Source organism: Streptomyces sp. MMS24-W38 (assembly GCF_059889265.1).
Map to the genome: position 1 here is coordinate 2,104,320 of NZ_JCBCPP010000001.1, position 16,866 is coordinate 2,121,185.

At 69.1% G+C, this 16,866-nt stretch carries 20 protein-coding genes; 5 read left to right on the plus strand and 15 right to left on the minus strand.

Translation table 11 applies throughout. The annotated features are described in order from the left end of the window. Positions 1 to 484: 484 nt before the first annotated feature. Both AC6F7H_RS08265 and AC6F7H_RS08270 read left to right on the plus strand, forming a co-directional pair. Positions 485 to 718, plus strand: a complete 234-nt coding sequence (locus tag AC6F7H_RS08265) for a DUF8730 family Cys-rich protein (RefSeq protein ID WP_500756201.1) — start codon at positions 485 to 487, stop codon at positions 716 to 718. Positions 719 to 908: 190 nt separating this feature from the next. Further along, entirely contained in the window at positions 909 to 1,283 is a 375-nt protein-coding gene (locus AC6F7H_RS08270) for a DUF192 domain-containing protein (RefSeq protein WP_500756202.1), read from the plus strand. A gap of 8 nt (positions 1,284 to 1,291) precedes the next feature. On the opposite strand, the gene AC6F7H_RS08275 is transcribed toward AC6F7H_RS08270, so the two are convergent. Then, the gene (locus AC6F7H_RS08275; RefSeq protein WP_500756203.1) at positions 1,292 to 1,792 is read right to left on the minus strand and encodes an ATP-binding protein; all 501 of its coding nucleotides are present in this window, start codon (positions 1,790 to 1,792) and stop codon (positions 1,292 to 1,294) included. Between the two features lie 269 nt (positions 1,793 to 2,061). On the opposite strand from AC6F7H_RS08275, the gene AC6F7H_RS08280 reads away from it, so the two are divergent. Both AC6F7H_RS08280 and AC6F7H_RS08285 read left to right on the plus strand, forming a co-directional pair. Then, positions 2,062 to 2,913 (plus strand): helix-turn-helix domain-containing protein, encoded by an 852-nt coding sequence (locus AC6F7H_RS08280; RefSeq protein ID WP_500756204.1) that lies wholly within the window; start codon positions 2,062 to 2,064, stop codon positions 2,911 to 2,913. Between the two features lie 9 nt (positions 2,914 to 2,922). Then, positions 2,923 to 3,114 (plus strand): hypothetical protein, encoded by a 192-nt coding sequence (locus AC6F7H_RS08285; protein WP_500756205.1) that lies wholly within the window; start codon positions 2,923 to 2,925, stop codon positions 3,112 to 3,114. On the opposite strand, the gene AC6F7H_RS08290 is transcribed toward AC6F7H_RS08285, so the two are convergent. The 14 genes from AC6F7H_RS08290 to AC6F7H_RS08355 form a co-directional block, all read right to left on the minus strand. Continuing rightward, complete coding sequence (locus tag AC6F7H_RS08290) at positions 3,115 to 3,762, minus strand: OmpA family protein (protein WP_500756206.1); 648 nt, start codon at positions 3,760 to 3,762, stop codon at positions 3,115 to 3,117. Between the two features lie 7 nt (positions 3,763 to 3,769). Continuing rightward, a complete protein-coding gene (locus AC6F7H_RS08295; protein ID WP_500756207.1) occupies positions 3,770 to 4,348 on the minus strand; it encodes a hypothetical protein in 579 nt (192 codons plus the stop codon). A 34-nt stretch (positions 4,349 to 4,382) separates the two neighbouring features. Next, the gene (locus tag AC6F7H_RS08300; protein WP_500756209.1) at positions 4,383 to 4,988 is read right to left on the minus strand and encodes a pilus assembly protein TadG-related protein; all 606 of its coding nucleotides are present in this window, start codon (positions 4,986 to 4,988) and stop codon (positions 4,383 to 4,385) included. Then, a complete protein-coding gene (locus tag AC6F7H_RS08305; RefSeq protein ID WP_500756210.1) occupies positions 4,988 to 5,188 on the minus strand; it encodes a Flp family type IVb pilin in 201 nt (66 codons plus the stop codon). Before AC6F7H_RS08305 ends, AC6F7H_RS08300 begins: the two co-directional genes overlap by 1 nt. 156 nt (positions 5,189 to 5,344) lie before the next feature. Further along, positions 5,345 to 6,283, minus strand: a complete 939-nt coding sequence (locus AC6F7H_RS08310; RefSeq protein ID WP_500756212.1) for a response regulator — start codon at positions 6,281 to 6,283, stop codon at positions 5,345 to 5,347. Further along, a complete protein-coding gene (locus AC6F7H_RS08315) occupies positions 6,280 to 7,854 on the minus strand; it encodes a sensor histidine kinase (RefSeq protein ID WP_500756213.1) in 1,575 nt (524 codons plus the stop codon). Before AC6F7H_RS08315 ends, AC6F7H_RS08310 begins: the two co-directional genes overlap by 4 nt. A 16-nt stretch (positions 7,855 to 7,870) precedes the next feature. Next, entirely contained in the window at positions 7,871 to 8,758 is an 888-nt protein-coding gene (locus tag AC6F7H_RS08320) for a DUF5936 domain-containing protein (RefSeq protein WP_500756214.1), read from the minus strand. A 19-nt stretch (positions 8,759 to 8,777) separates the two neighbouring features. Further along, positions 8,778 to 9,722: a type II secretion system F family protein gene (locus AC6F7H_RS08325; protein WP_500756216.1), complete on the minus strand. Its 945-nt coding sequence runs from the start codon at positions 9,720 to 9,722 to the stop codon at positions 8,778 to 8,780. An 11-nt stretch (positions 9,723 to 9,733) separates the two neighbouring features. Next, complete coding sequence (locus AC6F7H_RS08330) at positions 9,734 to 11,071, minus strand: TadA family conjugal transfer-associated ATPase (protein ID WP_500756218.1); 1,338 nt, start codon at positions 11,069 to 11,071, stop codon at positions 9,734 to 9,736. A gap of 118 nt (positions 11,072 to 11,189) precedes the next feature. Further along, entirely contained in the window at positions 11,190 to 11,546 is a 357-nt protein-coding gene (locus AC6F7H_RS08335; RefSeq protein ID WP_500756220.1) for a TadE/TadG family type IV pilus assembly protein, read from the minus strand. 1 nt (position 11,547) lies between these two features. Next, positions 11,548 to 11,961 carry a pilus assembly protein gene (locus AC6F7H_RS08340; RefSeq protein WP_500756221.1) on the minus strand — a complete coding sequence of 138 codons (414 nt, stop codon included), beginning with the start codon at positions 11,959 to 11,961 and terminating at the stop codon, positions 11,548 to 11,550. Between the two features lie 11 nt (positions 11,962 to 11,972). Continuing rightward, positions 11,973 to 13,226 (minus strand): CpaE/TadZ family protein, encoded by a 1,254-nt coding sequence (locus AC6F7H_RS08345; protein WP_500756223.1) that lies wholly within the window; start codon positions 13,224 to 13,226, stop codon positions 11,973 to 11,975. A 7-nt stretch (positions 13,227 to 13,233) separates the two neighbouring features. Beyond that, on the minus strand, positions 13,234 to 13,941 hold the full coding sequence (cpaB, locus tag AC6F7H_RS08350) for a Flp pilus assembly protein CpaB (RefSeq protein ID WP_500756224.1): 708 nt from the start codon (positions 13,939 to 13,941) through the stop codon (positions 13,234 to 13,236). A gap of 133 nt (positions 13,942 to 14,074) precedes the next feature. Further along, entirely contained in the window at positions 14,075 to 14,923 is an 849-nt protein-coding gene (locus AC6F7H_RS08355; RefSeq protein ID WP_500761713.1) for a hypothetical protein, read from the minus strand. A gap of 441 nt (positions 14,924 to 15,364) precedes the next feature. Here AC6F7H_RS08355 and AC6F7H_RS08360 point away from each other — a divergent pair, with 441 nt between their 5' ends. Next, complete coding sequence (locus tag AC6F7H_RS08360; protein WP_500756226.1) at positions 15,365 to 16,849, plus strand: hypothetical protein; 1,485 nt, start codon at positions 15,365 to 15,367, stop codon at positions 16,847 to 16,849. Positions 16,850 to 16,866 lie beyond the last annotated feature (17 nt).

The following is a 16,866-nucleotide window of genomic DNA, read 5'->3' on the forward strand; positions in this document are numbered from 1 at the left end:
GGAGCGGGAAAAGGGGACATCCTGCGGCGTGCGAGCAACTCACGTCGCTCCCTCCTGACCGGCGCACACCGCCCGTTCGGGGTGGGCGGTTGCCGTTCTCGGTGTTTGTCCTGGCTGCGCTCGGTCGACGATCTCAAAGAGTCCAGAATGTAGGCACAGCGCCATACTTCGACTTTCCGTCACCACGTTCAGGCGTGATGCAACCACTGTTCCGGTATCCCGGGCAACTTCAGGAGGCTTTTCCCGCAGACCGGTTGACAGCACGTGGCGAGTTGCGCCAAGCGACGAATATGCCCGTCCGCCTCTCTTGTCCGGACATTCGGGGGAGCCTCGGCGAGGCCACTTGGATCACGATTCGACCTGACGGCCGAACTCCCGTCGAATTAATTCCGCCACTCACGGAGAGGCTGCAAACACTGGAGCCATTTGTGGCGCGTATGTGAATGTCTCAGATCGCAGATGAAGATGTTGTCGAAGGGGAGTCATGTGTCAGCGTGCTGTCTGCCGGTCGTGCCGGAAGGTGACCTACGAGGGCTGCGGGAGACATGTGGAGCAGGTGCTCGCGGGCGTGCCCGCGACTCAGCGGTGCGCGTGTGGGCCCGCGGGGCGCACGGGTGCGCGCACGGCCGAGGCGATGTCCCGATCGGGACCGGCGCCGAGCCGACCGGGGGGTGGCCGGTGGGCCCGGCTCGTCGACTGGGTGAAGCGCCCGGCGTGAGGCGACAGCCGGAAGACGTAGAGCGGGAGTCGGGTGAGGTCGTCGGCCACCGCGATCGCCAGGGCGGCCCTGGCCGCCCTCCCCGTCCCGCCAACCGCGCAGGAGCTGACTTCCGGGGCCTGGCGGGGATAGGTTCGGTGTGGACGGTTGATCGTTCGGCGGTGGAGTGAAGGGGCGGGGTGGGTCGCTGATGGCGCGCTGGCATGACGGGCGTGGGGAGTTGGTCATCCCCGGCGAGGACAGCCGGCCTGCTGTACGCGTACCGCTGGAGATCGCCGGCTCCTATCGGGCGCGTACCAAGGGGCTGTTGGGGCGGGACGCCCTCGACGGCGCACTGCTCCTCTCCCCCGCCAACAGCATCCACACCTTCCGTATGCGCATGCCCATCGACGTCGCCTACCTCGACCGGCGTCTCCGCGTCATCGCCGTGCGCACCATGCCGCCGGGGCGACTCGGGCTGCCGAGGATCCGGGCACGGCATGTGATCGAGGCGGAGGCCGGGACCATGGCGGGGTGGAGCCTGCGGGCGGGGGTGCGGGTAGAGGTGGTGCGGGAAGAGGGGTGACGGAGCCTCTACGGCTTTCCGTCCACGTATGCGGACGCGCCTTCCCTGGGCAGGACGGCCCACATACGGGTGCCTCCGCCCGGCTCCCGCGCGTCGCCGAAGCCCCAGTCGCCGGCGCACGCCCTGACGACGCACGCGAGCACCCTGAGTGCGGCCCGGCGGCGGGCGTCACACGAGGCCGCCAGGCGGGGGTGCGTGTGGCGGGGGTGTGCGTCGTAGAGGACCACGCGCAGGGTGTCGTCCCGGTACCGGAGGGACACGTACACCTGGGCCGTGGGGGCCAGGCGGCATGCGCAGGCGGCCAGTTCGCCCACGACCTGTACCGCCGCGTCGGTCATGTCGTCCAGGCCGTGGGCCCGCAGGATCGACCGGGTGGCGGTACGGGCGATGGCGGGGCTCTGCAGGGCCGGGGGGAGGGTGAGGCTGTAGTTGAGAGTGGCGGGGGTCTGCGGAGTGGGCGGCTTGTCGACGGGGGTGACGATCGGGCAGAGGGCGGTCGATTCGAGCATGGCGACTCCTTCGGGCAACAGGTGGTTCGTGGCTCCGCCCAGTGGCTCGTCTCCCTGACGCGAACGCGCCCCTCCCAGGGCAGGAGAGTGCGGGCAGGCTCGCGCGATGCCCTTCCGGAACGGTGCGGGCCGTAGTCGACCCATGACTGAATGTACGGTCAGGTGTGGCACGAGTGCCACTTCATGCAAGGAAAATGCCTCCAATGAGTTTGGGTCGAACGCGTAAGTGAGGGCAGACTGGGTCTCCAACCGCGGGGAGGAAGGTGTCGATGCCCACACGTGCCACACCCACCGTGCGACAGCGACGAGTTGGCGCTGAGCTGCGGAGGCTGCGCATCGCGGCAGGGCGGACCACGGAGTACGCTGCCGGGCTGCTCGGGCTGGACAGGACCAAGGTCTCCAACATGGAGGCGGGAGTTCGCACGATCTCGCCTGAGCGCATCCAGATACTCGCCGACAGCTACGAGTGCACGGATCAGGCTTACATCGACGCGTTGATCGCCATGGTGGCGTCACGCCGACGCGGCTGGTGGGAGCACTACAAGGGCCAGCTTCCTCAAGGCCTTTTAGACGTAGCAGAGTTGGAGTGGAACGCCACGCGACTGCGCAGTCTGCAGACCGTGCACGTCCCCGGACTCCTACAGCTGAGCGGGTACGCACGCGCCGTTTTCGACTCGGCGCTACCACCCCTTCCCAGGTCGGAAGTCGAGCTGCGGGTGGCTCTGCGCATGCAGCGACAGAAGGTCCTGGAGCGTGAGCCTGCGGTTGAGTACGTGGCCTATGTGCACGAGTGCGCCTTGCGCATGCAGTTCGGGGGACTCCGCAACACTCGGGAGCAGTTGGAGCACCTGTGCGAGATGTCCGAGCGCGACAACGTCGACCTACGCGTTCTCCCCGTCGAGGCCGGCGCGTTCCCTGGGGCCGGACACGCGGTTCTCTACGCACACGGAGTGGTTCCCCAACTCGACACCGTGCAGCTGGACTCCGCACATGGCGGGGAGTTCACTCACGCTGACGCACAGCTCACGAAGTACCGTTCGCACATGGACTGGTGGCACGAGAGGTCACTCGATCCGCACGCCTCCCGCGACTTCATCCACTCACTCACACGCCACCTCTGAGGAGCCGTCATGGCCGGGATCCACTGGGAAGAGCCGTTCTGCGCCGAAGGCAACAACTGTTTCCGCATAGGGACCGACGCCGAGGGCAACGCCTACATCGCCGTCGCCGGGCAGGAGGAGCACCCGTTGACCGACAGCAGAGAGGCCCTGCGCTCCCTGATCCTGGAGATCAAGGCGGGCAAGGCCGATCACCTGCTGTAGTCAGCTCTCCGTGCGGGGGAAGGAGATCTCCACCCTGCGGTTCTTCTTGCGGCCGGCCTCCGTCGAGTTGTCGGCGATCGGGTACTGCTCGCCGTAGCCGCGTACCTCGTACGTGAGGTCGGAGTCGTTCAGCTCCTGCTCGAGGACACCGTGTACGGCGTTCGCACGCTGGCGGGACAGGACGTCGCCGTGCGCGGACGAGCCGAGGTTGTCCGTGAAGCCGAAGACGCGGATCTTCGTCGCGTTCTGCGTCTTGATCTCCTCGGCGATCGTGGAGATACGGGACTTCGCCTGCGCGCTCAGCTTGGCGCTGTCCTTGCCGAACAGGACTTCGGCCTGGAGCGCGAACTTCACGTCCGAGTTGGTGTCCTCGCGACGTTCGTCGCCGCTCTGGTCTTCGACGACTTGCTTGATGTCCAGGACCTTGGGCTCCGCGAGGGTGGCGCCGTCCGGGAGCTTGAGGTCCGGGTCGTTGGGGTCGAGTTCCACGGGGGCGGAGGCGGTGGCTTCGGTGCCTGGGGGGACGCTGGGGCTGTCGGCGGCATGCGCCGATCCAACGCCGAGGACACATGTAGCCACCAGGGCCGTAGCGGCGGTGGCAGTGAGAGAGAACCGCGTATACGTGGCAACAAGTGAGGTCGTGTTCATGTGAGCCTCACTCTGCGATCTTGATGGCACCAGCCGAAAACATGGGCAGCTGGAACGTCAACTCGGTCACATCCGCAGGAGGTGCGGGGAACTGCATGAAGACGGGCAAGGACTCACCAGCCTTCAGGTTAGGAAAGTTGGTTGTCGTGAGCGGTCGACCGTCCGTGTCCCGCAGCACGTAATAGCGCTTCTTCCCCTTGGAGTCCACCAGAGTGGCTCCGCCAAGCGACCTGCCGTTCCTAATGATCTCAGTTTCGTTCCCGCTCAACTGAGCTGGAACGACAGCGACCTTACTGCCATCGTTCTTCAAATCACCGCTGACAGTCAGGAAGCCGCCCGAATCCCGCTGCATTTCGGTGATCTTGAGCATGAGGCCGGAAGGCCCCTTCAGCTCAGCCAGCGGTTCTTTCGACTCCCCTTCTTGCGCACTCGGATCGGAGCCTTCTCCCTTGGAGGCAGATGTCGAGGCTTCCGGCTTACCGTCACCGCCTTCGTCGCTGCACCCAGCCGCTCCCAGGGATAGTCCGGCTGCAAGGGTCAACGCGACCATCCCCCTGCGAGCCCGCCTCGTGAACCGAATGCTCATGTCTCTGCTTCCTTAGTCACTCGTCGTTCGCTTGTCAGTCGGCCAGGTGGACGTCAAAGAGGTCCTCGGGCTTGGGGAGGAGATCCTTGGGAGCTTTGGGGTCCAAGTCCCAGTCCCTGTCCTTGCAGGTGAGCAGGGGCAACGTGTCGTCCCCCGCATCCTCATCCCCCACGGGAAGCTCGAATGTGCAACGCGGCTCGATCACAGCAGTGGCGGTCTCCCGCGATCTCATGTCTTCTGTGCCGGGCACGATGGAGTCTCCCACGGTGCCGTTCGTCTCGACTTCAACCGTGTAAGCCAGCAAACCGTCTGGAACACAGCTCCGCACAACGGCGTCGTTCTGCTCTGCGAGCTGATGCGCTCTCCAACACGAAGGAGCGAGCCCCAAGCCCTTGCCGTCGAAGATGTCCTGCCACTCGGTCGGGTCAAGGAGACTGTCCACCCAGGCCCCTGCGAGCTTGTCCCGCTTGTCCTGGGCCTCCGCGAGGGCGGCGGCATCAGCTGCCGTCTGCGCGTCGTTCCGATTCGCCGCGGCCTGGCCGACCGCAAAGTACGCGAACGCGAGGAAGAGCAGGCCCCCCACCACCGTGATGTAGATGGGGAAGGCCTGCCCTGCGTCGCCGAACTTGCGAAGCCGCATCAGTTTCCGCCGGTAACCTCGGCGATCTGCTGGGTGATGGCAGTGTAGATCGACTGACCAAGATCCGTTCCCGTGATCGCCAGTACGATCGCCACGACCACCGCGATGATGCCCAGGTACTCCACCGCGGTCTGGCCCTTGTCGTTGCGGGCTGTGCGGGACTGGAGGTACGTGACCGTCGTGTTGATCCAGTTGCTCATGGTGTTCCCCTCCGGCTGACGCGGTTGCGGCTTCCGCTTTCTTCGCGGTGCCGCTTTCGACATCAGTAAGGTACGGCGAATTCCCCCGCCCGCCAGAGGGCCCCAGGGCCCAATTCCGGGCCCAATCACCGGCCCGGTTCCTCGTCCCCCGTACCGTCACCGCAGGTCACCCGTCCCTAGGTCCGAACCCGGTGCCGTGCCGAGCCACTTCGCGGCGGCCTCGGAACGGCTGGTGCTGTGGAGCTTCGCGAAGATGCGGTTGATGTGGTTCTTGACCGTCTTCTCGCTGATGAAGCACGTGGCGGCGATCTGCTGGTTGGTCATGCCGGACGCGATGAGGTCCATGATCTCCGCCTCCCTGGTGCTCAGTTGGAACCTAGACCTGTCGGGAGCAGCCGGGCGGCCACTTGCCCACCCAGACGTCGACTGTGCCACATTCGGTTGCAGTCGCGAAAGGTTTTCCGAAGAAGTAGGCGGAGCCGGGATGCGCGGAAGCCCGAATTCATTCGAACTCACCTGCGCACTCGGCGGAATGACCCCCGTCTGCCCCAGCCCCTCCGGTAGCGCCTGACCCGCACCCATCCCCTGACGCAGTTGCGCCAGCAATGCTCCGGCCGCCGTCGGGGTGAAGTGCGGTCTGCCGTGCTTGATGTCCCGTACCGCCGACACCAGCTGGTCCGCCGTGAACTCGCCGTGGACCAGGTAGCCGCCCGCTCCCCTGCGCAGGGCCTCCTGGACGATCTCCGACTCCCTGCTGTACGTCAGCATCACGACCGGGGCGATCTGCACCAGGTACGGGAGGGCGGAGATGCCGTCCACGCCCGGCATGCGGACGTCCAGGAGGACGACGTCGGGGCGGTGTTCGTGGGCCGCCTCGTACGCCTGCCTCCCGTCCGCCGCTTCCGCCACGACCGAGATGTCCTCGCGGCCGGAGAGCAGGGCGGTGAGGCCGGCGCGGACCACCGGGTTGTCGTCGGCCACGACCACCCGGAGCACGGCGGGCGGTGGGGCGTTCTCGAAGGGGTTCGGCGGTGGCTGCACGGGGCTGCCTCCTCTCCGGGAGTGGGGGGACGGGTACGGCGTCTGCTCGGTCATGCGGCCCTGCCTTCCGCCGGGTTCGGGCCCGGCGTCGTCACGGCCGCCAACGGGAGTTCCAGACGGACCTCCGTGCCGTGGGCCTGTGTGCCCCGGCCTATGCGGATGCGGGCCCCGACGGAGGCGGCCCGCTCGACCATGCCGACCAGGCCGAAGTGGCCTGCCCGGCGGAGCTGTTCGAGGCTGGTGCCGGACGGGAGACCGCGGCCGTCGTCGTGGACGCTGATGCGGAGCAGGCCGCCGTGGACGCCCGCGCGGACGTCGACCCGGGTCGGTTCCGCGTGGCGGTGGGCGTTCTCCATGGCCTCCGAGGCGATGGTGAGGATCTGGCGGGCCACAGCCGGGGGCACCGGTGGGACCACCGTGTGGTCGCCGGTCAGGCTGTAGGCCGCCGTCAGGCCGGTGCGTGTGCTGAAATCATGGGTGCGGGCCGCCAGTTCCTCCAGGACGTCCGTGCCCTGGGCCGGGTCGGACTCGCGGCGCAGGTCGGCCAACAGTTCACGGGACTCCGCCGCCGCGCGGCGGGCCGAGCGGGCGACGAGTTCCGCCTGCTGCTTCACCAACTCCGGGCCCATGTGCCGTGCGCCCGCCGAACCGGCCAGTCCGTCCGCCGCCAGGGCGACCCCGTGTAGCGTCTTGGCCACCGAGTCGTGCATCTCCCGGGCCAGGCGGGCGCGTTCCGCGCCGACCGCCTCGGTGACGGCCAGGCGGGCCTGGACCGTGGTGAGGGCCTGGGTCGCCGCGCCGAAGCGGAGCATCAGGCCGCGCAGGGTGGAGCCGGCCGCCCCCGCGACCACGCAGAGGCCGGGCAGGAGCGAGGTCTCCGCCAGGCTCGCGTGCGGGTTCTCCACGGCCGCGTAGACCAGCAGCAGGATCAGGCCCTGGAGGGACGCGAAGACGGCCGCGCCCCGCCAGCCGTAGACCAGGCCGGCCAGCAGCGGCGTGCAGACGCTGACGTAGGCGAGGGTGGTGTCCGGGCCCGCCGAGATGAGCAGCAGGGCACCGAAGGCGGTGTCCACCGCGAGCAGCGTGGGGTGGCGCAGGAGGAGGGGGCCGAAGCGTTCCCAGTCCCGGAAGAGGACGTAGGAGGCCATGAAGGTGACCACCACGGCGATGCCGACCAGGCGGGTGCCCCAGCCGGGGCTCGCGTTGAGGAGGGCGGCGGGGGTGGCCAGTGCGATCATCGCCAGCCGGAAACCGAACACCTGTCGGCACAGGGCCTGAAGGGCGTTGATCTGGATGTCGACGTCCGGTGCGGGTGCGTGGAGGGTGTCCCGGTTTCCGGACGGCGGGATCTCGTTCCCACCCGCACCACCTGTGCGGCTTCCGCCGTCGGCCGCGGGTGGTCCCTGGGAGGACCGGGCGTCGGCGTCGGCTGCCGGGGCGTTCACCCGGCCCGCTGCCGTCGGCCCCCAGCCCGGTGGCAGCGCCGGCGTCACCGACGTCACCGGGATGTCCGGCGCTCCCGTGCGGACGTGCTCCGGGAGGACCGTGCCCGCCGGTGGGGTGGTGATCTCCGCGGCCCTGGGGATGCGGCGGAGCCGCACCGTGCGTTCCCTCTCGATCGTCATGGCACCCTGCCCCGTCCTACTCGCCCGTGATCGAGCCGAAGTCGGTGCCGGAGCCGAGGATCAGGCCGGCGCCGAGCAGGATCATCGTGGCCGGGACCATGAACGTGGTGATCATCATGGTGGCCTTGGGGACCGCGCGGGCGGCCTTGCGGCGGGCGTTCTGCGCGTCCGTGCGGCGCATGTCCTTCGCCAGCGCCACCAGCGTGTCGACGATCGGGGCACCCAGCTCCTCGCCCTGCTGCAGCGCCGTGACGAACATGGCGACCTGTTCGGAGTCGTTCCGCCTCCGGAGTTCCGCGAAGGCCTGGCGGCGGCTCATGCCGAGGTCCATCTGGCGCAGGGTGATGCGCAGTTCGTCCGCCCAGGGGCCCTCGTACCGCGAGGCCACGCGGTCCAGTGCCTGGCGGAAGCCGAGGCCCGCGCTCACCACGACCGCGAGGACGTCCAGGAAGTCGGGCAGCGTGCGCTCGATCTCGTCCTTGCGGATGCGCATCGCCGACCAGATGCCGACCTCCGTCCAGAACGCGCCGAAGGCGAGCAGCAGCAGGGCCACGAAGAGCTGGCCGCGCATGAGGAAGACCAGGAAGCCGACGCCGCCGAGGGCCCCGTAGACCGCGCGGCGGGCGGCGTAGCGGTCGATGGTGAGGCCGCCGGGGTTGCCCGCCAGGTCGATCTTGCGGCGGTACTTGGCGACCTGCTTGGGGCCCATGGCCCGCAGGACGGCCGGGGCGTAGCGCATGCCGAGGCGGTCGACCAGGGAGTCGACCGCGCCGGTGCGGGTGGAGCCGACCTCCAGGGCGAGGGCCAGGTCGCTGGGGAGTTTCGCCTCGGCCCGGTACATGCGGATGCCGGCGAAGACGCCCCAGACGCCGATGGCCATGGTCAGTGCGAGCAGAAGTGCCATGTCGGTTGCTCCTCTCCGCTCAGACGTCGATGCGGGACATGCGGCGGATGAGGACGAAGCCGACGGCGTACAGCCCGAAGGCGACGACGACCGCGGCCTGGCCGACCGGGGAGTCGGTCATGCGTTCCAGCGCGCCGTCCTTCACCCCGTTCATCAGGAACAGGGAGCCGACGCCCAGGACGGGAACGGCGTACGACGTCATGCTGACCTGGGAGAGCTGGGTGCGGACCTCGCGCCGGGTCTCCTTGCGCTCCTCCAGCGTCTCCGTCAGGTTGCGCAGCGCGCTCACCACATGGCCGCCGGCCCGGTTGGACAGCACCAGGGTGGTGACCAGGACGACCAGCTCGCGGGAGGGAAGGCGGTCGGTGAGTTCGCCCAGTGCGTCGTCCATCGAGGCGCCCACCGCCAGTTGGTCGGCCACTTTCGCCAGTTCCTCGCCCGCCGGGGCCTCCAGTTCCTCCGCCGCCATGCCGATCGCGGTACGGAGGGCCAGGCCGGCCTGGGTGGCGTTGGCGAGGATGCGGGACAGCTCCGGAAGCTGGTTGATGAACTTCTCGATGCGTTTCTGGCGTTGCCAGTTGAGGAACTGGAAGGTCACCCAGACGCCCAGGAGTCCGGCGAGCGGGCCGAAGAAGGGGGCCAGCATGGCCTGGCCGGTGAGCCAGAGGCCGGCGACCGTGGCGAGCATGGCGACGAAGAACTCGCCCGGGGTGATGTCCAGGCCGGTGGCCGCCAGGCGCAGTTCCAGTTTCTTGCCGGTCCTGGTGCGGCGCAGGCGGCGGTCCAGGCCGTGGAAGTGGCGCCGGCGGCCGACGACGGGGATCTGGCCGGTGGCCGAGAGCCGGTCCACCAGCACCTGCCGCTGCGACTTGCCCATGGCGTAGGAGTGCACGCCCACGACGGCGAGGACGCAGGTCAGCAGGGCGACGCCCGTGGTCAGCGTGATCAGGTTCTGCAGATCCATGGGGACGGTTCCTACCTGGCTTCTCGGGCGGCGAGCTGGTCGGTGGACTGGGCGATGCCGAAGGCCTGGGGAACGGCCTGGCTCGCCATGTAGAGGCGGTCGGCGGTGCGACGCGGCAGCGGGTGGTACTCGAACGCGCCGTGGATCCGGCCGTCGGCGGTCATCGGCTGCGCGTTGAAGCGGGCGGCCGTGGCCAGCCGGTACGGTTCGCCCCCGTGGCTCTCCAGCAGGGCGATCTCGGTGATGCGGCGGGCGCCGTCGGCGAAGCGGGTGAGCTGGACGATGACGTCGACGGCGCTGTTGATCTGGTCGTGGAGAGCCACGAAGGGGATCTCCACCTCCGACATGGAGGCGAGTGTCTGGAGTCGCATCAGCGCGTCCTCTGCGCTGTTGGCGTGGACGGTGGCGAGGGAGCCGTCGTGGCCGGTGGACATGGCCTGGAGCATGTCCAGGGACTCACCGCCGCGGACCTCGCCGACGACGATGCGGTCGGGGCGCATGCGCAGCGAGTTGCGCACCAGGTCGCGGATGGTGACCCGGCCCTTGCCCTCGACGTTCGGCGGGCGGGACTCCAGGCGGATGACGTGCGGCTGCTGGAGCTGGAGTTCGGCCGAGTCCTCGATGGTGATGATGCGTTCGCCCTCCGGGATCAGCCCGGACAGCGCGTTGAGGAGGGTCGTCTTGCCGGTGCCCGTCGCGCCCGAGACGATGACGTTGAACCGCGCCTGCACCAGACCGGCGAGCAGGTACAGCATGGGCTCGTCGAGGGAGCCGAGCCCGATGAGTTCCTGGAGGGTGAAGGAGCGCGGGAAGCGGCGGATGGTGAGGATGGCACCGGTCAGGGACAGCGGCGGGATGATGACGTTGACGCGTTCACCGGAGGGGAGGCGGGCGTCGACCATCGGGTTGGACTCGTCCACGCGGCGGTTGACGGTCGAGACGATGCGCTCGATCGTCTGCATGAGCTGGTCGTTGGAGGCGAAGCGCAGGGGCAGTTGTTCCACCCTGCCGCCGCGCTCGACGAAGATCGTGTCGGGGCCGTTGACCATGATCTCCGTGATGGAGGCGTCCTCCAGGAGCGGTTCCAGGATGCCGAGGCCCAGGGCCTCGTCGACGACCCTGCGGATCAGCTGGGAGCGTTCGACCGTGGACAGGACCGGGCCCTCGCGGCTGATGATGTGCCCGAGCACCCGCTCCAGGCGCACCCGGCGCTCGGCGGCGGCCATCGAACTCATCTCCGCGAGGTCGATCTCCTCGAGGAGTTTGGCGCGGTAGGCGGCGACCCGGTGACCGTCCTCGCCCCTGCTTCCCTTCTCCTCGGGGGAGTTGATACGTGCCCGCAGACTCATGAGTCCGGTGCTCCTCTCCTCGTTTTCGTCCTGGACGGTCGTCGGTGGCCGACGGCCGGTCGGTGGTGGTGGTGACCGGCGGTCAGTCGGTGTGGTGACCGGCGGCCGGGCGGCGGCGTCAGTGGTCGATCGGCATCGTGGCGGACTTCCGTGCCGGGTCGAAGTCCCAGCCGGGGACGATCGAGGGGATGTCGATCGTGGCGGTGACGGTGACCTCGTCGCCGCCGTACGCGGCCCGGCAGTCGGTGCCGTCGGCGAGCCAGCCGCTGACGGCGGCGGTGCAGGCCTGCCCGGTGCCCCGGTCGAGCGAGGCGCTGCGCGCCGCGGCTCGGGCCGCGGTGCCGGCCTGCTGGGCGGTGTACGCGATCAGGCCGAGTTGTACGACGGCCATGCCGACGATGATCAGGACCGGGATGAATCCCAGGAACTCGATCGCCGCCTGGCCCCGGTCACGGCGCCCGTGGTGGTACGGCATGTCAGTCCACCTCCTCCACCGCACCCGCGGTGCCCGTCACGTCGAAGGGGAAGTCGGCTGTGCCGGGGAACAGCACGGGGACGTTCAGCTTCACTTCGGCCGTGACATGCCCGCCCGCCGTCGTGCAGTTCACCGTCGCGGCGCCCTTCCACGCGTCGGGCAGCTTGTCCAACCCGGCCTCGCTGCAGGCGCCCTGGCGCCAGGCCGGCTCCGACGCCGTCCCCGCCCGCACCGCCTCGTCCGCGGCGTTCCCCGCGAGGGTGAACGTGTATCCCACCAGCACGAGCTGCCACAGCACCACCAACGTCACCAGAATCGCCGGTGTCATACCGAGGAACTCGATGGTGACCTGGCCCCGGTCCCGGTCCCGTTCCCGGTTCCGGACTCGGTCACGCGCCCTTCGCATCGTCGGCATCGTCGACCTCCTCATTCTTTTTGGTCCTTGCGCCGCCGGAGGCTGACCGATCCCCGGTCGCCGCGCAGCCGACCGGCCTTGTGGGCACCCTCGGTGGCCTTGACCAGGCCGAGTTCGCCGGCCAGGCCCCACAGGGCCTGTTTCACCGCGCTCTTGCTCTCCAGCTCGTGGACCCGGCCCGCGTCCACGACGCTCTGCAGTTCCTTGAAGTTGGCGGGGACCGCGGTCGCCGCGACCACGGTGCCGGTGATCCTCTGGATCAGCGGGGGCTGGATCTCCGTGGCCCGGGTGTGGCGGTTGACGACCACCGTGGTCTCCTCGGCCTTGCGGATCTGTAGCCGCTCCCACATCCGCACCGTCCGCTTGGCGCCCCGGACCGCCACCACGTCCGGCGTGGTGACCAGGAGCGCCGTGTCGGCCATCTCGACCGCCGCCGCGCCCGCCCCGCCGAGCTGGGCTCCGCAGTCGATGACGACGACCTCGTAGCGGGAGCGCAGGGCGCTGACGATCTGCCGGGTGGCGCGGTCGGTGACGTCCTCGCCGCGTTCGCCCTCGGCGGGGGCGAGCAGCAGCGCGACACCGGTGTCGTGCCGGAAGACGGCGTCGGCGAGGACGCGCGGGGAGATGTCGGTGACCGCCGCGAGGTCGACGACCGAGCGACGGAACTGGACGTCCAGGTAGGAGGCGACGTCGCCGGTCTGGAGGTCCATGTCGACCAGGGCCGCGGCTCGGCCGGACGCCTGTGCGGCGAGGGCCAGCTGGATCGCCGTCAGGGTCGTCCCCACGCCGCCCTTCGCCCCGCTGACCGTGACGACGGTGCCGCCGACGCCGGTGAAGACGTCGCCGCTCGCGCCCAGATGACGGCGTACGCCGACCGACCACTGGGCCACCGCCTGGACGCGGCTGCCGAGTTCCTCGTAACTGAGCGGGAGGGCGATCAGGCCGCGGGCGCCGTAGTCCATCGCGGCCTGGAACAGGCCGGGGCTCGCGTCCGAGGTGACGAGGATGACGCCGACGGCGGGGAAGCGCAGGGCGACTTCGCGGATCAGCTCCAGTGCCGGGACGGGACCGATCCGCTCGTGGACGACCACGACCTCGGGCAGCTCGTCGACCGACTCGGCGGCCAGGCGCGCGAGGGTGTCGATGAGCTGGGTGGAGTCGGCCACCGGAGCCACCGGCTCGGCGTCCGGAAGCTGACTGAGCAGTGTGGTGATGGACCGCACCGCGTCCGCGTCGCCGACCGCCGGGAGGATCCTCGTGGGCATGCGGCTCTCACTTGTCCTTTGCGAGTTCGTACGTCCGCTGGGAGTCCGGGACGGTGGTGTCGCTGCCGGGGGCGACCAGCGCGAGCCGGACACGCTGGGCGAACGACTCGGCGTAGGTGATGCGCTGGGCGTCGATGGTGGACAGCGCGAAGGTGATCGGGACGCCGTCGGTGGGCTGCCGCCCTCGCTCGTCCTCCCCGGGCTCGAGGGCGGTGATCCGGCCGACGTCGAGGACCTGGGCGTTCGTTACGATGATCTTGGACTGGGCGGGGTCGCCCTGCCGCGCTCCGGCGAAGGTGGCGTAGACGTTGACCGTCGATCCCGGTGTGATCTTGCCGGCGACACCGGTCGCGGCATCGATCATGATGGCGACCTCCTGCTGCCCCGGCTTCAGGGCGGGCTGGTTCACGATCATGTCGTTCTGCAGAAGAGAGCCCTTCCGCAGCGTGGTGACGGCGATCTTGCCCTGGATCTCGTCCAGGTCGGTGACGGCGTTCTGGGACAGCCACCGCTCGGGCATCCGGACCTTTTCGAACTGGCCGGTACTGAGCTCGGTGTAGGGCGCCACGCTGGTCTTCAGCCGGTACGCGGCGACCTCGGGGCCGACTTTGGAGTTCACGTCACTGATGACGGACAGCACGCCGGCGAACGCGCCGAGGGCGCACAGGACCGACAGGAGCAGGAGTATCACGCCGCGGCGCTGACGGGAGTTCATGAACCGTGCAACCTCATTGGGGATATCGGTCGAGCGGAGTCGGGTGTGGTGAGCGTGGTGAACAGGCGCCCGGGCGGGCGTGGGCAGGATCTCCGGGCCACGGGTACCGCGGCGCGCCGCGTGTGTTCGGGCCTCACCCGGCGGCCGTCCGGTTTTCGGGGCGGGGTTGGAGTGGGGCGTCGTGGCCTGGCGGGGTGGCCGAACAGAACACGCACCGGTCGCCGAGGACGTCGAGGCCGCACCAGTGGCAGACACCGCGCCGCACGGACGTGACCAGTTGATACAGAACGGACAGGTCGGGCAGGTAGGTGCAGAACTCGATCAGCTTGCCGGTCCCCCACCACCCCGGGGACGCGGTCGGCAGTGACACCTCGCGCAGCCCCTGCACGTTCCAGGACGGGGCCAGGGTGCCGGTGACCCAGTCGGACTGGAGCTGGCCCTTGGCGACGAGCATCCATGTGCCGAACTCCGGTCCGTCCAGTACGGCTTCCGGGCCGAGGCGCACGAGTTGCGGATGGGGGTGGGCGAGTACGGCGAACTGGCTGCCCGGGAGCCAGGACTTGGCGTGCTGCTTGAGGTTCACGGGGACGCGGTCGAGCCGGGCGACCGAACCCAGCAGGGCGCCGGCGTGGATGTAGTGGACCAGCAGCCGGCCGGCCGAGGCCAGCACGCCGGGGCTGAGATCGCACGAGGCCAGCTGCCGCAGCTGGCGGGCCAGGACGGCCAGTCCGAGCGGTGGCAGGTCGGGCTGGAAGAGTGCGATCCGGTCGGTCTCCAACAGGGAGCGCAGGCTGTGCAGCCGCCGCTGGACGGCGGTGGGCGCGGCCGGGGACGAGACCACGATGACGTGCCCGTGCTGCTCGATGAGCGTCTGCAGTTCGGTCAGCGCCTGTTCGAGCGGGCGGGTTTCGATGTCCTGCAGCACGACGGCCGGCAGGGTTCGTTCGTCCTGCGGCGGCAGCGCCAGGTCGGCGCCGGTCACGGCGATGGCGGTCGACACGCGCGGTTCCCCCGTTCTTCCCCTGCCCAGCGGCCCACCGGTTGTTTCACCAGGTGCACCGCGCCCACTCCACAGCGTCACTACGTCCGCACTGTATCCGCGGCTTCATGACCGGAGAACAGCGTTTGTGTAGCCGAACGGCAACGGGCGTCGCGCAAGATGCTCCAAAACGGGACACGTAGAGCATCTTGGCGGGCCCAATTCGGCACGGGACGTGTGGGCCCTGTGCGCCGCTTCGACACTGGGCCCGGTTTGGGCCCCCGGGCCCACGCTTTCCGGCCACGACCGTACATACGCTCGCGGTCCACACCGAGGCTGCTGGGCGAGGAGGGGTGCCGTATGGCTCGCGGGGGCATACGGACGGGCGGGCGATGGAGACACGCCCGGGACGACCGGGGGGCGACCGCCCCGGAGTATCTCGGGATGATCGTGGTCAGCGCCGCCGTCGTCCTGGCGGTTTCCGCCACGGGCATCGGGCAGTCGCTCTACGACGAGATCGCGGCCCAGGTCTGCCGGGTCACCGGCGGCGGGAACTGCGGAACCGGTGGTAACGGCGCGAACGAGCAGGGCAAGCCGCTCACCGACGCCGACTTCGAGCCGGCACTGTGCCAGGTCTCCTCGGTCACCGACAAGGCGGGCTCGAAGGTGAAGATCGCCTTCTGGGAGATCGGCAACGAGTACGGCTTCCAGGAACAGCGGATCAAGGCGAAGACGGACGTCAACGGCGACGGCAAGGTCGACGACAACGACGAGATGGTGTACCTGACCTTCACCGACGCGGCGTCCGTGGCGGCGAAGAAGGACTTCAAGCCCGGCATGAAGGTCGGCAAGTTCGGCACCGACAAGGTGGAGCTCGGCCTCGGCATCAAGGTCACCAACGGTGACACCTGGGTCTTCGAGAGCCCCGAGGAGGCCCAGCGGTTCCGGGACGACGTCGAGACGCTGCAGATGTACGAGATGCGGCGGAGGTCACCGCACGGCGGGGAGGTGGCCCTGAGCGACAGCATCCTCTACCTGTTCGGGACCGGCCCGCTGAAGGAGGAGGAGGAGACGCGGGACCGGATCAGCAAGGACCTCGGCGACAACCGGAAGATCACTTACGGCAAGGTGAACCTGGAGGCCTCGGCAGCGGCCGGCCTGAAGTTCTCGGTGGCCGACGAGAAGAAGCTGAGCGCCACGCTCGGCGGCAACTTCAAGTACGCCCCCGAGGTCACCTGGACCGACAACGCGTACAAGAACACCAGGTCGTACACGTACTCCTCGTCCATCGAGTACGGCGTCAAGGCGAGCTACGAGGCGGGCGCGCTCAACGGCGACGCCTCGGCGAACACCACGCAGACCGGCAGCATCACCGTCACCTACGACAAGGCCACCGGCAAGCTGGTCCGCATCGACACCACCCGCACCGTCGAGGAGGGCAGCCAGAAGGACGGCGCCAAGCTGGGCGGCGACAACGGCAAGAGCGGGAAGGACAAGCGGGGCGGGAGCGGGAGCGTGAAGGGCACGGACAGCCCCAACGGGGTCGAGATCGTCACCAACACCGTGGCCTTCGACCCGGGACCGGCCGGCGACCAGGACCGGGCGGTCGCCGAGCAGTGGCTCGACGGCAACAACGAGCAGTTCGGGACACCGTTCCAGTACATGTTCGACGACAACGCGCCCACCGACCGCCCCGGTGCCGACGACCCGTTCGGGCAGCTGATGTTCGACAAGGGCAAGTCGAGCCGGATGAACTACACGGGTGAGGTGAACGCCGCCGAGTACGGCTTCGAGCTGAACCTCGGACTCAGCCTCGGCCTGTCCATCAGCACCGAGCAGAAGGCGGAGACCCTGACCGACGCGCAGTTCCTCGGCGCCCCCAAGGGGGACAACCGCTCCTACGTCCCCTATAGCTACTGTGCCGACTGACCGGACAAGGAGCCCGC

What these genes read in the sequence shown, in the direction of transcription:
- AC6F7H_RS08265 (WP_500756201.1), top strand. Translation starts at nt 485, where the DNA reads ATGTGTCAGCGTGCTGTCTGCCGGTCGTGCCGGAAGGTGACCTACGAG.
- AC6F7H_RS08270 (WP_500756202.1), top strand. Translation starts at nt 909, where the DNA reads ATGGCGCGCTGGCATGACGGGCGTGGGGAGTTGGTCATCCCCGGCGAG.
- AC6F7H_RS08275 (WP_500756203.1), bottom strand. Translation starts at nt 1,792, where the DNA reads ATGCTCGAATCGACCGCCCTCTGCCCGATCGTCACCCCCGTCGACAAG.
- AC6F7H_RS08280 (WP_500756204.1), top strand. Translation starts at nt 2,062, where the DNA reads ATGCCCACACGTGCCACACCCACCGTGCGACAGCGACGAGTTGGCGCT.
- AC6F7H_RS08285 (WP_500756205.1), top strand. Translation starts at nt 2,923, where the DNA reads ATGGCCGGGATCCACTGGGAAGAGCCGTTCTGCGCCGAAGGCAACAAC.
- AC6F7H_RS08290 (WP_500756206.1), bottom strand. Translation starts at nt 3,762, where the DNA reads ATGAACACGACCTCACTTGTTGCCACGTATACGCGGTTCTCTCTCACT.
- AC6F7H_RS08295 (WP_500756207.1), bottom strand. Translation starts at nt 4,348, where the DNA reads ATGAGCATTCGGTTCACGAGGCGGGCTCGCAGGGGGATGGTCGCGTTG.
- AC6F7H_RS08300 (WP_500756209.1), bottom strand. Translation starts at nt 4,988, where the DNA reads ATGCGGCTTCGCAAGTTCGGCGACGCAGGGCAGGCCTTCCCCATCTAC.
- AC6F7H_RS08305 (WP_500756210.1), bottom strand. Translation starts at nt 5,188, where the DNA reads ATGAGCAACTGGATCAACACGACGGTCACGTACCTCCAGTCCCGCACA.
- AC6F7H_RS08310 (WP_500756212.1), bottom strand. Translation starts at nt 6,283, where the DNA reads ATGACCGAGCAGACGCCGTACCCGTCCCCCCACTCCCGGAGAGGAGGC.
- AC6F7H_RS08315 (WP_500756213.1), bottom strand. Translation starts at nt 7,854, where the DNA reads ATGACGATCGAGAGGGAACGCACGGTGCGGCTCCGCCGCATCCCCAGG.
- AC6F7H_RS08320 (WP_500756214.1), bottom strand. Translation starts at nt 8,758, where the DNA reads ATGGCACTTCTGCTCGCACTGACCATGGCCATCGGCGTCTGGGGCGTC.
- AC6F7H_RS08325 (WP_500756216.1), bottom strand. Translation starts at nt 9,722, where the DNA reads ATGGATCTGCAGAACCTGATCACGCTGACCACGGGCGTCGCCCTGCTG.
- AC6F7H_RS08330 (WP_500756218.1), bottom strand. Translation starts at nt 11,071, where the DNA reads ATGAGTCTGCGGGCACGTATCAACTCCCCCGAGGAGAAGGGAAGCAGG.
- AC6F7H_RS08335 (WP_500756220.1), bottom strand. Translation starts at nt 11,546, where the DNA reads ATGCCGTACCACCACGGGCGCCGTGACCGGGGCCAGGCGGCGATCGAG.
- AC6F7H_RS08340 (WP_500756221.1), bottom strand. Translation starts at nt 11,961, where the DNA reads ATGCCGACGATGCGAAGGGCGCGTGACCGAGTCCGGAACCGGGAACGG.
- AC6F7H_RS08345 (WP_500756223.1), bottom strand. Translation starts at nt 13,226, where the DNA reads ATGCCCACGAGGATCCTCCCGGCGGTCGGCGACGCGGACGCGGTGCGG.
- cpaB (WP_500756224.1), bottom strand. Translation starts at nt 13,941, where the DNA reads ATGAACTCCCGTCAGCGCCGCGGCGTGATACTCCTGCTCCTGTCGGTC.
- AC6F7H_RS08360 (WP_500756226.1), top strand. Translation starts at nt 15,365, where the DNA reads ATGATCGTGGTCAGCGCCGCCGTCGTCCTGGCGGTTTCCGCCACGGGC.